Here is a 14,474-nt window from a genome sequence, read left to right on the forward strand (position 1 = left end):
TCTAGGAGGCCCGGATAGACATGCCGTCGCAACAAATGGTCCTGCGAAGGCACATCGGCCATGCGGCGTTCTGTCATCACGATAGGTGCAGTGTGCCTCGATGCGGCTCGGTAAAATGGATGCTCCTTCGCCTCGTGCTTCCCGGCACTTCCGGCACCATGCCCTCGCCCCTCGTCGCCATTCGCGAACGCATCGCCAACCAGGTCCGCGGCCTTACGCGTGCCACCGGCAGCCTGACCCTCGACATTGCCTCGCCGCCGGGCGACCCCGGCCTGTTCGGCCCCGACGCCGTCTGCTGGAAAGTGCATGCCGATTTTCCGGCGATGATGGCCGGCGGCATCAGCGCGCTGTTGTTGCAGGCGCTGCACCCCCGCGCGCTGGCCGGCGTGTGGGACCACTCCAACTTTCGCGAAGACCTGCAGGGGCGCCTGGGCCGCACCGCGCAGTTCGTAGCCGGCACCACGTACGGCAGCCGCCAGGATGCGCTGGCGCTCATCGAGCGCGTGAAGACCATCCACGACCGCGTGCATGGCATCGCGCCCGATGGCAAGCCGTATTCGGCCAACGACCCGGACCTGCTCACCTGGGTGCACGTGGCGGAGATGTCGAGCTTCCTGGCAGGCTATCTGCGTTACGTGGATGGCAATCTGAGCAGTGCCCAGCAGGATCGTTACTTTGAAGAGACTGCGCTGGTGGCCGAGATGCTCGGCGCACGCGACGTGCCGAAATCGCGGGCGGCCGTGCAGACCTATCTGAATGCGATGCGCGCCGAGCTGGTGGCCAGCGATCGCACGCGCACGGTGGTGGAGGTGTTGACGACATGGCAGGCGCCGCGCCCGGGGTTGCGGCCCGCGGTACGCCTCTTCCTGGACGCGGGCATCCAGCTGCTGCCGCCGTGGGCAATACAAATGCTCGATCTCAAGCGGCCGCCGCTGCAGGCGGCCATTGCGTCGGCAGCCATGCGCACCGTGGCGCCCACGCTGCGCTGGGCGCTATACGAGGGCAGCGTGGCGCGCCGGGCCAGGCACCGCGCACTGGCGCCCGCAACGACCTAGTGCGTCCACACGCTACTCGATGGCGTCGGCAAGCGACACCTTGCCGCGCAGCGCCTTCTCTTCCAGCCGGATGATCAGCAGCGGCGAGACCACCGACACCGCAGCCGCAAAGAAGAACAGATGCCTGAAAGCGCTTTCGCCCGCGCGCTGCAGAGCCTCGGCATCGGCACCGCTGCTGGCAAGCGCAGCGTGGAAGAGGTCCATCAGCACATCGCCGCCGGCAGCCACATGCGCTTCAGGCGCAGCCTGGCGCAGCAACGCAATCAGCACGGACGTCAGCACCGCCACGCCCACCGCGCCACCCAGGAGGCGTGAGAAGGCCGTCAGCGCCGTGGCCAGGCCCACTGTCTGCGGCGGCACGGCGTTTTGCGTGGCGACCAGGCCGGTCGGAAACTGCACGCCAATCGCCAGGCCGAGCACGATCATCGCAAGGGTCAGCGCCAATACGCTATGTGGGTCCAGCAAACCCAGCGAAGCCACGGCAAACGGCACCACGCATGCGCCGCCCAGCATGAGCGGCTTGTAGCGGCCGCTGTGTGTCATCCACTTGCCGGCAATAAAGGCGCCAAGCGGAATTGACAGCGTGAGGGGCACGAGGCGCAGCGCCGCAGCATCGGGGCTGGCACCGGCCACCATCTGGAAGCGCAGCGGCATCAGCACCGACGTGGCAATCAATTGGAAGAAGCAGAGGAACAGCGCGAGGCAACAGATCGTGACCGTGCGAACCCGGAACATCGACAGCGGAATGATCGGCTCGACGGCACGGCTCTCTTGCCAGACAAACGCGCCCAGCAGCACCACCGCGCCCGCCAGCAGGCCCAGGTTTTCGGGTTGCGTGAGCGGCGTGCCCTGCCCCACACGGGTAATCATCAACAACAGCGCAGTCAGGCCCCCGGCAAACAGCACCACGCCCGGCACGTCGATGGGGCGACGCTGATGTGCCACTGGCAAATGCCGCAGCGTGCGGCGCACGACCAGCAGCGCGACAATCCCCAGCGGCAGGTTGATCCAGAAAATCCAGCGCCACGACAGGTAATGCGTGAGATACCCGCCAATCACCGGGCCGGCGAGGCTGGCCATGGCCCACATGCCGCTCACGTAGCCCTGGTAGCGGCCCCGCTCGCGCAGCGGCACCACATCGGCAATCGTGGCTTGCGATACCGAAATCAGGCCGCCGCCGCCCAAGCCCTGGAGCACGCGGGCAAGCAGCAGCATCGGCATGCTGGTTGCCAACGCGCACGCCACGGAGGCCAGCACGAACAGGACGATGGCCGTCGTCAGCATGGCGCGGCGGCCGTAGAGGTCACTCAACTTGCCGTAGATGGGCGTCACCACGGTAGACGCCACCAGGTACGCCGACACCAACCACGCCATCAGCGCAAAGCCGTTGAATTCGCCCGCGATCACGGGCAACGCCACCGCAACGATGGTTTGCTCCAGCGCGCCCAGCAAGATGGCGAGCATCAGCCCGCCCATCACAGCCATCACCGGAATGTCGGCCACCGGCGGCGTATCCAGCGGGCTGGATACCGCCGCGATGGGCGCGGTCGGCGTGTCTGGCTTGGGCGGTTCGATGCTCGGGCGGGAGGACATGGGAATGTGCGCGAATGCCGCTCAAGGCACCAGCGCCAATAGGAGAAGCGAAGCCGTTGATGATACTGCCGATTCCCATTCGTTGCAGAGTCAACGATCGGGTTGCCGGACGATGTCCTCATAACAACGGCTGACATTTGCCGTCATGCCGGGCAACTCTTCTGCAAGGAATTCGATGAACGCGCGCACGGCCGGTACAAGCCCGCGGCGTGATGGAAACACCGCGTGAAACTGGTGCACCGGCAAGCGGTATTCCGGCAGCAGCACGACCAGCCGGCCATCGCGAATCGGCTCCGCGCACAGGTTGAACGGCAGTTGCGCAACGCCAACCCCAGCGAGCGCCGTCTGCCCCATCAGATACAGATCGTCCGTCACCAGCGCAGGGGTGTATTCGATATCAACTGCGCCGCCTTCCGGGGCGGTCAGGCGCCAGCGTGTCCGCTCGCCGGCTGCACCTTCAGCGCCAACGCCAATCGCGCCGCGCATCGCTTCCGGCGTCTCGAACGGGCCATGCTCGGCAACAAACGAAGGGCTGGCGACGAGCACCTGATCGCTCACGCCGAAGCTGCGCACGACGAGGTTGGAGTCGTCCAACGCCGAGCGCACGCGCAGCGCCACATCGTAGCCGTCGCCGATTACGTCGACACGGCGGTTCGTCACGTCCAGCTCCAGCCGTACATCGGGCTGGGCGCGCAGGAATTTCGACAGCACGGGTGCGATGAACACGTGCGCCACGCCAACGGGACAGCTCACGCGCAGGCGGCCGGAAGGTTTTTCGCCTGCGTGCTCGGCCACCTCGAAGGCAGCGCGGGCGGCCTGCGTCATCGATTCGCAATGCGTAAAGAACGCCGAGCCAACGTCCGTCACATGCACTGCCCGCGTTGAACGCTGCAGCAGCCGCACACCCAGACGCGTTTCGAGATCGGCCACGCGGCGGCTCACGCGCGATTTGGGGATCCCCAGCGCCCGCGCGGCACCGGAAAAACTGCCGTGCGTCACCACGCTGGCAAATAGGACGAGGTCGTTCAGATCTTCCATGGCCGTTCTCCAAAGCACGGGCGCATTGTCTCATCCATAGAACGATGTGTGTCGATTCGACCCACTACTGGAACTCGCTGCATCGCACTATCTTTCCAGCAACCCACCTTTTTCTTGGAGAGACACCATGCAAGTCCTTCACATTGATTCCAGCATCCTCGGTGACGCCTCGGCCTCGCGCATCCTGAGCGCCGCCATTGTTGATGAGCTGCGCCACGAAAACCCCAGCACCACCGTCGTCCACCGTGACCTGTCGGTCGAAGCGATTCCGCATCTGGACGGCGCCATTGCCGCCGGCTTCCGCGCCACAGGCGCCGATGATTTTGACGACGCGACCCGCGCCGAGCACGCCCGCTCGGAAACGCTCGTCAACGAACTGCTCGCCAGCGATGTGATCGTGGTCGGCGCGCCGATGTACAACTTCTCGGTGCCGAGCCAGCTCAAGGCCTGGATCGACCGCGTGGCGCAAGCCGGCCGCACGTTCAAGTACACGGAAAACGGCCCGGTTGGCTTGGCCGGTGGCAAGAAGGTGATCGTTGCATCGACACGCGGCGGCATGTACTCCGCCGGCCCGGCAGCCGCCATGGATTTCCAGGAGGCGTATCTGAAGACCGTGTTTGGCTTCTTCGGCATCACCGATGTGCAATTCGTGCGCGCAGAACGCCTGGCGATGGGCCCGGACGCCCGCACGCAAGCCTTGGAAGCAGCACACGCCGCCATGCGCGACGTTGTGAGCCAGGCCGTGGCAGCCTGAGCGAGCACAGTTGCGGCGCAACGGGACGCGCCGCAACCCGCCCCGCAAAATGCCAAACGGGCGCCAGCAGCAATGCGGCGCCCGTTTTCGTTTTTTACTGGCGTGGCAAGAAGATTGGACCGGCGCAGATGGCCGATCGGCAAATCACTCGTCGCGGTGTTCGCGTGCCTGGTGCATAGCTTCGAGCAGACGGCGCGTACGCAGCTTGCTCCACATAACAGGCACGACGATCGCGGTAGCGATCAGGCACGGTACAGCCCAGGCGATGGTGGATTCCAGAAAATTGGTCATGATGCGTCCCCCCGATGTGTTGCCGATGCGCACGGTTGGGCGGCGCGCATCGCGTAATCCCCGCAGGGCTTTGCTATCTCGACTGGGCCGAGATGCCCTGACATCTATATGAACGGCTATCGGCGCTGTGCGTTCAAACTTGAAGCCCAACGTTTGCCGTTTGTTGTATTTCCCGTCAGTCTCGACGATCTGTCAATAGTGTGGCGATAAGTTCGTGGAACATTGTGGCGCTGCGCTGACAGTGCCCGAAGACGCCCGAACTGCTCCACAGTCCGATCGCAAAGGTAACGGCAAATTACTGCGGCCATGACGCAAGCGTTGCCAACCCGGGGCGGGCCGTCGATTACCGGCCTGGGCGTCACAGTTTTTCTTACAAACGGTAAAGCGCGGTTGCGAAGCGTTTCCATACAGTGAGGCCAAGTCCAACGATAACCACGGAGCCTCACCATGAAACGCACCATCGCCCTGCTCATCCTTGCTGCTGCCGCTACCTCTGCGCTGAGCGCATGCGTGGTGGTGCCGGCAGGCGGCTATTACGAACGCCCGCATTACTACCATCCGTATTACCGCGGCTATTGATCCACGCGGTGCGCGGCGCGGCCTGCATGCCCGCCGCTCAAGCCTTGCGCGCCTGCAGCATGCGGATGCGCGCGACGGCTTGGTGGTCGGTCGTGGCAGCGTCGTAAAGACGCGCCAGGTCGGCCTTCAATGCCGTGCGCGAACCACCGTCCAGGTACACCATGTGGCCCGACGGATAGAACCCCGCCGAGAGGTTCTTGCGCACGCCGGCATCCAGCAACGGCATCGCCTTCAGGTCTAGCATGGTCTGGTAGAACGGCGTGACGAAGTCGTAATAGCCGTTGGCGGAGAACACTTTCAGATCCACGTTGAGGCTCATCGTGGCCGCCAGGTCACCCGCGGTGTAGAGCGCGACATTGCCGTTGGCGTCGAGCCCCTTCTGCGCGCCGGTCGGGTCGGTGTGGCGGAAGTCCCAATGGCGGAAGGCCTGGTCGTTCAAATCCGTAAAGGCGGAGTTGGACGTGAACTTCAGGTCGTCGTTCAGGTAGGTGTTCCACATGGCGGTGTAGACGCCGGACACCGCCGTCATGGTCGGATCGTTGCCGCCGGAGTTCGGATCAACGCTAGCCGCAATGCCGGTGTGGATGCCCGTGACCCGACCGTCATACGCACCCAGCGACAAGCCCTTGTCGGCCAGCAGCGTGGTCAGGAACAGCGACGTGCCCGCGCCGTCAGACGCCGCCACATCCAGCCGCCAGCCTTGCAACGTAGCCGCATCGATGCCGGTGTAGGCAGACAACGTCTTCAGTGCGGCCGGATCGGCATGCGTGGGCTTGGCGAGCGCTTTTTCGTAATCGGTGCTGGCAAATACGGCAGCAGCTTCTGCAAAGTCGCCCACGTCAGCCGGCAACGGGCCGCCTTTGGGTGAAGCTGCACGCTTGTGGAACCACGCATCCGCCGCGCACGTCGGCAAGAGCCCGACCGGGTTGCCCGCCTGCGTGTAGTCGAGGATGGACGACTGCAGCGTGATGCCGTTCAAGTCGACCCCGTCTTCATGCAGCACATACGAGAGCACGCAGGAACGCGCCGTGCCGTAAGACTCGCCAAACAGAAACTTGGGCGAATTCCATCGATCATTGGCCGTCAGCCAGCGCTTGATGAGCTGCGCGATGCTGCGGGCGTCTTGGTCAACGCCCCAGAAATCGAGGTTGCGCTTGGGCGCAATGGCCGTCGAATAGCCGGTGCCGACCGGATTGATAAAAACCAGGTCGGAGCGATCGAGCAGGCTGTCGGGGTTGTCTTCCATGCGATACGGCGCTGGCGGCGTGAACGACGGCATCGACGTCACGATGCGGCGCGGTGCAAACGACCCAAGCAGCACGAACACCGCCGAAGACCCAGGCCCGCCGTTATAGAAGAACGTCACCGGTCGCGCCTGCGCGCCGCCCGCTGGCGTATCCGCCACAAAGGCCACGTGGAACATCTTGGCCGCCGGCTGCGAGCTGCTCGGGTCTACCGTGACGAGGTGGCCGGCATGCGCGGTGTAGGCGATGTCGCGTCCGCCAATGCGCACGGTGTGATGCGTGATCGCCATGCCCTCGCTGGTGTCGGTCACGCTGTCGTCGGGGCCGTTGCCGTAAGCGGTGGGGTCGAAGAATGGCTGGTCGGTGGTGGTCATGCGTGCCTCGCTGCTAGAAAAGGTTCGCGATCGCGTCGCCCTTGGGGCTGCCCAGGCCGGTGCAGGCGTCCCAACCGGGCGCGGCGGCAAAGGCGCCGTTGTTGCCCTGCTTGATGTCGTTGAACGCGCCGGGGTTCTGATACAGCCGCGCATGCAGATAACCCGCCGGGCGCCCCTTGATGGCGTTGATGCGCGCGATGAGCGCGGCCCACAGCGGTGCCGCGGCGCTGGTGCCGCCCACCACGCCGGACTCGCCATCCACGCGGACGACATAACCGGTCAATGGGTCGGCATCGGCCGAGACATCGGGCACGCCGCGGCGCGCCAGCGGCACACTCACGCCGCCGGTCTGCTGCGCGGCCAGGCCCTGCTGCCAACTCGGCAGTGCAAAGACGGTGCTCACCCCGCCGCCGCCCGCGCCACCGCGTGCGCCGTCGTTCCAGACGGTTTCCTCTGCGATGCGGTTTCCGCTGGCACGCACGCTGGTGCCGCCACATGCCAGCGCGTACGGGCTGGAGGCCGGAAAGTCGACGTGATCAGCGCGATCAGGCTGGCCATCGCTGGAGCCGCTGTCGCCCGAGGCCGCACACACCGTCACGCCCATCGTTGCGGCGCTCTGCAGCGCGGCGTTGACGGCTTGCATGGCCTGCGGCGTCCAGGCGCTTTCAGGCGCGCCCCAACTGATGGAGACCACGGAGGGCCGCAGCTTGGTGTCATGGATGGCGGCGTTGATGGCCTGCACAAAACCGGCGTCGGTATTGACCGTGAAGTACACGGCCAGCGTGGCGCCCGGCGCAGCGGCGCCTGCCACTTCCAGGTCAAGCATGACTTCGCCGTCGGGACCGCCGGGGTCCCCCGTGGGACGGTTGGCGCCTTGCCCGACCGGTATGGCCGTCACTGTCGGCATCGGCACGCCCAGTTCCTGGAAGTACGCACGCAGATCGTCTTCTCGGTAGCCGCCGCCAAGTTCAATAAACGCAATGCACTGACCCGCGCCGTCGCCCTGCGGAAAGCCGTAGAGCTGCGCGAGCTGAACCGGCGTGTACGACGCGGTGGGCGCCGCACGCGCGGGCCGTATACCTCCCGGCTCAACCGGCCCGGTCGGCAGCGGCACGAAGCGGAAATGCGGCGCCGCCTGCGGGCGCGAGTCGAGCCCCAGCACGGCCACGACCACGTCCTGCAATGCGTCCGGCAACCGCAGCGGGCCGGAGCGCCCGCGGTATTCGCAGTCGCCATGTGCCACGCGGTGCAGATGCGTATCGAAGGCCCTGCAAAATTGTTCGACGGAGCCTTCGAGCGTGACGGTGGCCGCCGCGACGTTCACTTCGACCACTTGCAGGCCATGTTCGCGGGCAAACGTGCGGACGGCGTCGATGTCGTCCGTGGTGGCGCCGAACTGTGCGGCCCACTCTTCGCGGGTCAGGGGTGTGGGCGATGGCGTTCCTGCGGCATGCGCGTGGACAAATCCGGACAGGCGCGCATCGAGTTCAGCCTCGTTGGGGCGACGCAATTGCACGAGCGCCCGGATCTGCTCTGCCGGATGCGCATCGCCGAGGATGCGTGCGTCTTCAGGAATGGTGCGCTCGCTGCCGCGCAGGGTGTGCCGGACCATGGGCCATCTCCATGTAGGTAGGTGGCCCGTGCGTCGCAACCGGCGTGCCGAGGGTGCCGACAGGATGCGGCGCCACCTCCAACCACGTTAGGCGATGGCTTGCCCGCTTGATCTGCGAGGTTGGTCAGTCGGCAAAATCGGCGGCGCCCCCGCCTTCTGCGGGATGCTGCGGCTTGCCCTCGGCAAAGGCACGGCGGATCAGTGCGCCGCATGCCGCGCTGCGCACATAGGCGCGTGGGGCAAGGGTCTCGCGTACGAGCATGCCGTAATGGCGCTTGTCAGCGGTGATCCAAGGGTAGAAGCCGAACGCGCCGGCCGAGCTGAACGCACCGTCGCCGCCTGGCTGGTCTTCGATCCAATAGTTGAGCGCGTAATGCCACGGCAGGGCGGCCGGGGTGCTGACAGCAGTCGAGCACGTGCCCGGCTCGGTGCAAACGGCATGCTGACCGAGCATCTTGCCGAGCTGGTATTCCCCGCGGATGAGACGACGCAAGAACTGACCATAAGCAGCCGGCGTGGCGATCATTCCGCCGGCAGGCTCCGGTGCGAGGTAACGGATGCCCAGGGGCTGGCCGGCATCGCGCATGCCTGGGGTATTGGCAAGCTGGCGATCGAGGTCGTTGTTGAGCGCATCGGCATCGGCACGGCCCAGACCGAGATCGATCAACAGCTTCTGATCATGGCCGCCGTTGTAGCTGAAACGGCCGACGTGGCCCGGCGTGAAAGTCGCGTTGCGCCCTCGCTCAAAGCAGCTTTGCACGGTGTCGTTGCGATTGCACAGCAGAGGGTTGAGCCCGTCGTACCCTGAGCGCATGGTGAGCGCATCGATTTCGCCGGGCGTCGGCTTGCCTTGCGCACGCTCGACCACGTAGGCGCCAAACACCCATTTGGATGCCGATGCCAGCCGCACCGTCTTGTTCGCGCCGATGCGCTGGCCCTGCTGCCCGTGCATCAGCTCGCCATGCGCGTCCCCAATTTCCCAGTAGTAATCGCCCAGGCGCTGGCAACTGCCTGCATGCGCCAGCGTCGATTCCACGGCAGCACGGCGCGTTGCCAGGCTCGGCGCGGCGGCTTGGGCCGCGGCGGTGGCCACCAATACTGCCGATGCCACCAAAGCGGCCCGCCCCCCTCGCCCGATCCCTGCAGACGCCCTGATGTTCCGGACGTGTCTTGCTTGCGTCATATCGATGTCCCGCTCATTCTCTGCTGCCTTGCCAGCCCGGCGGCACTGTACCGCAGCGCGCGTGGCATTTCGCTGTTTTCCGCAGGGCGTCGATCGTTGTGCAGTCTTGCAACATGCCACCCGCGAAATGCGCATGACTGTATCGGCGGCACCTTGCAGGCAGTTTGCGAGGCGCGAGCGGCGCCCGTTTCAAACGTAAGCGTTTGCGCATCGATTAATCATCTCGGAAGGTGATGAAAATCGTTTCATATTCGATCCCCCAATATGTCCTAAACCTCCCGTTTATGAGCCAAATGGACGATAAGAATCATGCCAAGGGTCGCTAGCGGTCTGCAGAGAGTGTCCTAGAATGCAATCGAAGAAAAGCAGAATTAAATAAAAGTAAATACGCGGCAGCGGCGAGCCTTCGGGAGCGGACCATGGGAACAATCAAACGGGGAACAGCGAGCTTGACCGCTCGTTTGGGGTGGGAACGTCACACTGCCAATTGGCAGGTGATTCCTACGCGTCGGCGCCTTTTTCAAACACGCCTTCCGGCGACGCGCGCCTCCACCGTTTTGCTCTGGCTGGTAGCTTTCTCGATTGCCATCGGCGTCGGGCTGCTGCACAGATTGTGGTAACCAAAAAACATAACTGAAATTTGTACGGGGAAGGTCGCAGCGCGAGAGCGAACCCGCAGTCAACTACCGAATTAACAGACCGTATAACGGCACCGAGGGATAGTCCGACCCGCTTCACTGGGTCAATCGCATCCGGATGGATTCAACATCTGGAGCATCGTCATCCCTCCATTCGGAAACACGCTCCCGCATGTGATCATTTGCGCCGCGAAAGCGGCATGTGGGGTATGCCGCTCAAACGGCACGCCTGATCAATGGGGGGAGCATCATGAACATTTCATTCACCGGCAAGACCTTCAGGTCCGTAGGCGACCTGTTCTTCCAAGCCATTGTCGACGGCAAGGTCGTGAGTTGTTTCGTCACGTCTGAAGCGCTGTCGCTCTGCGATTGCGCGCATCAGAAGATCACAGCCGAAGAGGTCTATCGCAATTACCGCGACTGGATTGAGCTGGCTGCATCGGACCTGATCCGCGCTGGCTCGCTCGCACCGGTCATCGTGCGCGGCCGCGACTTGGCCGCCTCACGCGCATCGCTGCCGCACGGTGGCGTGCCAGCTTACGATCTGGATCGCGCGCGCCAACTGCGCCTGGTCCCGCGTTCGTCGCGCTGATATCTGTCAGCGCTGGCGCAGCGGAACGTGCGGTCGGGGGGCTGCACGTTCCGTGGGTGCCAAGCACACCGCGCAAATCAATCGGCCGGGAAATCCTCTTCCCAATATTCCTGCAGGTTGCGTACGCCCGCGGCGCTTTCGCTGCGCGCGGCTTCGCGCATGCGCAGTTCGACACGACGGATCTTGCCCGAGATGGTTTTGGGCAGATCGGCAAATTCGATGCGGCGCACGCGCTTGTAGGAAGCCAATCGGCTGCGGCAAAACCCGAGGATGTCGCGCGCCAGTTCCGGGGTGGCTTCGTGCCCCGCACGCAGGACCAGAAACGCTTTCGGCACGGCCAGGCGCAACGGGTCGGGACTTGGCACAACGGCGGCCTCAGCGATGGCCGGGTGTTCGATCAGCACGCTCTCCAGCTCAAATGGGCTGACACGGTAATCCGATGCCTTGAATACGTCATCGGCGCGGCCGACGTAGGTCAGGTAGCCACTGGCATCGCGCGCGGCAATGTCGGAGGTGTGATACACGCCGCCGCGCATGGCTTCGGCGGTTTTGTCGGCGTTGCCGGCGTAGCCCTCCATCAGACCTGTCGGGCGTGAATTCAATTCGATGCAGATCTCGCCCTCTTCCGCCTCGCGGCCGTCGGGGTCGCGCAGCGTGATGCGGTAGCCCGGCAGCGGCCGGCCCATCGAGCCCGCCTTGACCGGTTGCCCGGGGCTGTTGCCGATCTGGCAGGTGGTTTCGGTCTGACCGTAGCCGTCGCGAATGGTGATGCCCCACGCCGCGCGCACGCGTTCGATCACCTCTGGGTTGAGCGGCTCGCCAGCGCCCACGAGTTCGCGCAGCGCGGGCTTCCATGCGGCCAGATCTTCCTGGATCAACATGCGCCACACCGTGGGCGGTGCGCACAGCGTCGTCACCTTGGCCCGGCAGAGCACATCGAGCGCCGCCTTGGGTTCGAAGCGCGCGTAGTTGTAGATGAAAACGGTGGCGCCGGCATTCCACGGCGCGAAGAAGCAGCTCCACGCGTGCTTGGCCCAGCCCGGCGAACTGATGTTCCAGTGCACATCACCCGGGCGCAGGCCGATCCAGTAAAGCGTGGACAGATGCCCGACCGGATAGCTCGCATGCGTATGCATCACGAGTTTGGGTTTGGACGTGGTGCCCGAAGTGAAATACAGCAGCAACGGATCGTTGGCCTGCGTTGGCGCGTCGGGCATGAATTTGGCGGATGCATCGTAGGCGTCTTCAAAGCGGTGCCAGCCGGGCGGCGCCTTGTCCGCCCCCACCGCAATGCGTGTGAACGAGCCAGATACGACGTCGAGCTTGGCGCAATCCGCCGCGCCCACCACGACGTGGCTCACCTCGCCCATGGCAATCCGTTCACGCAAGTCTTCGGCGGTGAGCAGTGTCGTGGCTGGGATGATGACCGCGCCAATCTTGATGCTGGCGAGCATCACATCCCAAAGACCGGGCACGTTGCCGAGCATGAGCAAGATACGATCGCCGCGCTGCACACCCAGCGCCCGCAAGTGGTTGGCCACGCGCGCCGAGCGCTCGGCCATCTGCGCGAACGACAGCCGCGTTTCGTTGCCCTGATCGTCGACCACCCAGAGGGCGATGGCGTCGTTGCCGCGCGCCATGGTGTCGAAATAATCGAGCGCCCAGTTGAAGCGGTCCAGCTCGGGCCATGCAAAATCGCGCACGGCGGTGTCGTAATCCTCACGGTGCGCGAGCAAAAAGTCGCGGCACCGCAGGAAAGCGTCCAGCGATGTCATGCCTGTCTCCTGGGGTTCGGAGCGTGGCGTTATGCACGCTCCAACTGCACGCGCCTCGTCCGGGCGCTACGGAAACGCACCTGCAACCGACAACGCCACTTATAGGAGGAATTCGTCCGCCAGACCAGCCCGGATTGTCCCGAGCCATGCACTCATTGCGAGCGCGGCGGAAAACGCAGCGAGCGGCCGCCACCCAGGCTCAGCCATGCCCAGGCCGTTGCGGCAACCACGACACCCAGCACGACGATCCACTGGGCGCTGACCAGCATCAGCTCAATCGTGCCGGCCATGTCCGGCAGGATCTGCGGCCAAGCGGGCGCAAGCCAGCCGTCGGCGTCGAACCATGCGCCGCGTCCCGCACCCGTGGCGAGTTCCACCGCCAGCAGCGCCGCATTGATGGCCGCGAATGCCATGCCGCTGTGTGCCAGCAGGCGGCTGAACACCGGCAGTTCATACAGGGGCTTCAGATATTGGATGTGCCGCGTGAGCGACCACGCGCACACGATGAGCAACGCAACGCTGATGGCGACCATGGGCGCCGGGCTGCGCAGGCACACGCCCAGCGCGATCCACGCCAGCGCATTGATCTCGTGGCGCCGATAGATGCGCAACGCACGCGCCGCGTGCAGCAGGCCAATCGGCGGAACACCAGGGGGAACACCGGCAGACGCCATGATGTGCTCCATGAGCGGAGGGTTGATGCGGCGCCGCACGTCTGTGGCGCTGTGCGGCCCGCAACTGCTTGCAGTGTACCGACGCGTTTTCACACGCGCGAGTTCAAACAACATCCCTCCGCCAAATGACGGACGCGCAACGCACTCAGGCCTCGCGCAAATGCTCGATCAACTGGCGTGCGAAGACGGGCAGATCTTCGAAATGGCGCACGCAGATGCGAAGCAGGCGCGTCGCCCAGGCGTCGGTCAGGCGCACACGGCGGATGCCCATGGAGCGCTGCAAACGGATTGCCGCGTGCTCGGGAATGACGCCAACGCCCACGTTGCGTTCCACCATACGGCACACGGCGTCGAAGCTGCGCAGCCGCACGCGGTATTTGAGCCGATGGCCGGCGCGCGCGGCATGCCCGGCCAGATACGCCTGCAAGGCGTTGTCGCCCGTCAGGCCCACAAAATCTTCCTGCAAGGTTTCAACGAAGGCCAGTTCACGGCGCTCGGCCAGCGGGTGGTCGCGCGCGGTCACCAGCACTAGGCGATCGTGGCGGAACGGAAAGGTCTCCAGCCCGGACAAGTCCACCGCGTCGTTGACGATGCCGATGTCCGCACGCCCCTGCGCAATCGCTTCGACAATCTCGTGGCTGACCAGCTCTTCCAGGTCGATATCCACTTCAGGATGGGCAGCCAGGAAAGCGCTGAGCGTTTCTGGCAAGAACTCGGTCATGGCTGCCGTGTTGGAAAGCAGCCGCACGTAGCCCTTGAGGCCACGCGCGTATTCGCCCAGCTCGCCGCGCATGCGATCCATCTGCTGCAGGACAACGCGGGCGTGATGGACGAGCGTACGGCCGGCGGCGGTCGTTTCCACGCCACGCCGGTTGCGCGTGAGCAGCGGCACGCCGAGGGTGTCTTCCATGCCGCGGATGCGGGCACTGGCCGACGCCAATGTCAGGTGCGCACGCTCGGCCCCCGCCGTGATGCTGCCGGCTTCGGCGGTATGGAGGAAGAGTCGCAGGTCGGTCAGGTCAAAGCGCACGATGCATCTCAAAATTGGCATGAGCCTCAGTTTCACCCTGAG

At 64.8% G+C, this 14,474-nt stretch carries 13 protein-coding genes; 4 read left to right on the top strand and 9 right to left on the bottom strand.

Annotated elements, in window-relative coordinates:
- Positions 1 to 158: 158 nt before the first annotated feature.
- Positions 159 to 1,055, top strand: a complete 897-nt coding sequence (locus NG898_RS21400; protein ID WP_252694763.1) for an oxygenase MpaB family protein — start codon at positions 159 to 161, stop codon at positions 1,053 to 1,055.
- A 12-nt stretch (positions 1,056 to 1,067) separates the two neighbouring features.
- On the opposite strand, the gene NG898_RS21405 is transcribed toward NG898_RS21400, so the two are convergent.
- Together NG898_RS21405 and NG898_RS21410 are read right to left on the bottom strand one after the other, a co-directional pair.
- Entirely contained in the window at positions 1,068 to 2,648 is a 1,581-nt protein-coding gene (locus NG898_RS21405) for an MDR family MFS transporter (protein WP_252694319.1), read from the bottom strand.
- A gap of 90 nt (positions 2,649 to 2,738) precedes the next feature.
- Positions 2,739 to 3,686: a LysR family transcriptional regulator gene (locus tag NG898_RS21410; RefSeq protein WP_252694320.1), complete on the bottom strand. Its 948-nt coding sequence runs from the start codon at positions 3,684 to 3,686 to the stop codon at positions 2,739 to 2,741.
- Between the two features lie 127 nt (positions 3,687 to 3,813).
- On the opposite strand from NG898_RS21410, the gene NG898_RS21415 reads away from it, so the two are divergent.
- A complete protein-coding gene (locus NG898_RS21415; protein ID WP_252694321.1) occupies positions 3,814 to 4,440 on the top strand; it encodes an FMN-dependent NADH-azoreductase in 627 nt (208 codons plus the stop codon).
- A gap of 144 nt (positions 4,441 to 4,584) precedes the next feature.
- On the opposite strand, the gene NG898_RS21420 is transcribed toward NG898_RS21415, so the two are convergent.
- Positions 4,585 to 4,731 (bottom strand): hypothetical protein, encoded by a 147-nt coding sequence (locus NG898_RS21420; protein WP_252694322.1) that lies wholly within the window; start codon positions 4,729 to 4,731, stop codon positions 4,585 to 4,587.
- 447 nt (positions 4,732 to 5,178) lie between these two features.
- Between NG898_RS21420 and NG898_RS26140 the strand changes: the two genes are divergently transcribed.
- On the top strand, positions 5,179 to 5,310 hold the full coding sequence (locus NG898_RS26140) for a hypothetical protein (protein WP_024978542.1): 132 nt from the start codon (positions 5,179 to 5,181) through the stop codon (positions 5,308 to 5,310).
- Between the two features lie 37 nt (positions 5,311 to 5,347).
- Here the strand turns inward: NG898_RS26140 and NG898_RS21425 are convergent, their stop codons facing one another.
- The 3 genes from NG898_RS21425 to NG898_RS21435 form a co-directional block, all read right to left on the bottom strand.
- Positions 5,348 to 7,018, bottom strand: a complete 1,671-nt coding sequence (locus tag NG898_RS21425) for a S10 family peptidase (RefSeq protein WP_252694323.1) — start codon at positions 7,016 to 7,018, stop codon at positions 5,348 to 5,350.
- Complete coding sequence (locus tag NG898_RS21430; RefSeq protein WP_252694324.1) at positions 6,942 to 8,540, bottom strand: S53 family peptidase; 1,599 nt, start codon at positions 8,538 to 8,540, stop codon at positions 6,942 to 6,944. Before NG898_RS21430 ends, NG898_RS21425 begins: the two co-directional genes overlap by 77 nt.
- A gap of 124 nt (positions 8,541 to 8,664) precedes the next feature.
- Positions 8,665 to 9,723, bottom strand: a complete 1,059-nt coding sequence (locus NG898_RS21435; RefSeq protein ID WP_252694325.1) for a serine hydrolase family protein — start codon at positions 9,721 to 9,723, stop codon at positions 8,665 to 8,667.
- An 888-nt stretch (positions 9,724 to 10,611) separates the two neighbouring features.
- On the opposite strand from NG898_RS21435, the gene NG898_RS21440 reads away from it, so the two are divergent.
- On the top strand, positions 10,612 to 10,953 hold the full coding sequence (locus NG898_RS21440) for a DUF1488 family protein (protein ID WP_004627574.1): 342 nt from the start codon (positions 10,612 to 10,614) through the stop codon (positions 10,951 to 10,953).
- Positions 10,954 to 11,030: 77 nt separating this feature from the next.
- On the opposite strand, the gene NG898_RS21445 is transcribed toward NG898_RS21440, so the two are convergent.
- The 3 genes from NG898_RS21445 to NG898_RS21455 form a co-directional block, all read right to left on the bottom strand.
- Positions 11,031 to 12,728: an AMP-binding protein gene (locus NG898_RS21445; protein ID WP_252694326.1), complete on the bottom strand. Its 1,698-nt coding sequence runs from the start codon at positions 12,726 to 12,728 to the stop codon at positions 11,031 to 11,033.
- 152 nt (positions 12,729 to 12,880) lie between these two features.
- Positions 12,881 to 13,402 (bottom strand): hypothetical protein, encoded by a 522-nt coding sequence (locus NG898_RS21450; protein ID WP_252694327.1) that lies wholly within the window; start codon positions 13,400 to 13,402, stop codon positions 12,881 to 12,883.
- A 145-nt stretch (positions 13,403 to 13,547) separates the two neighbouring features.
- Positions 13,548 to 14,432: a LysR substrate-binding domain-containing protein gene (locus tag NG898_RS21455; RefSeq protein ID WP_252694764.1), complete on the bottom strand. Its 885-nt coding sequence runs from the start codon at positions 14,430 to 14,432 to the stop codon at positions 13,548 to 13,550.
- Positions 14,433 to 14,474 lie beyond the last annotated feature (42 nt).

Source organism: Ralstonia mojiangensis (assembly GCF_023955645.1).
Lineage (GTDB): Bacteria > Pseudomonadota > Gammaproteobacteria > Burkholderiales > Burkholderiaceae > Ralstonia > Ralstonia mojiangensis.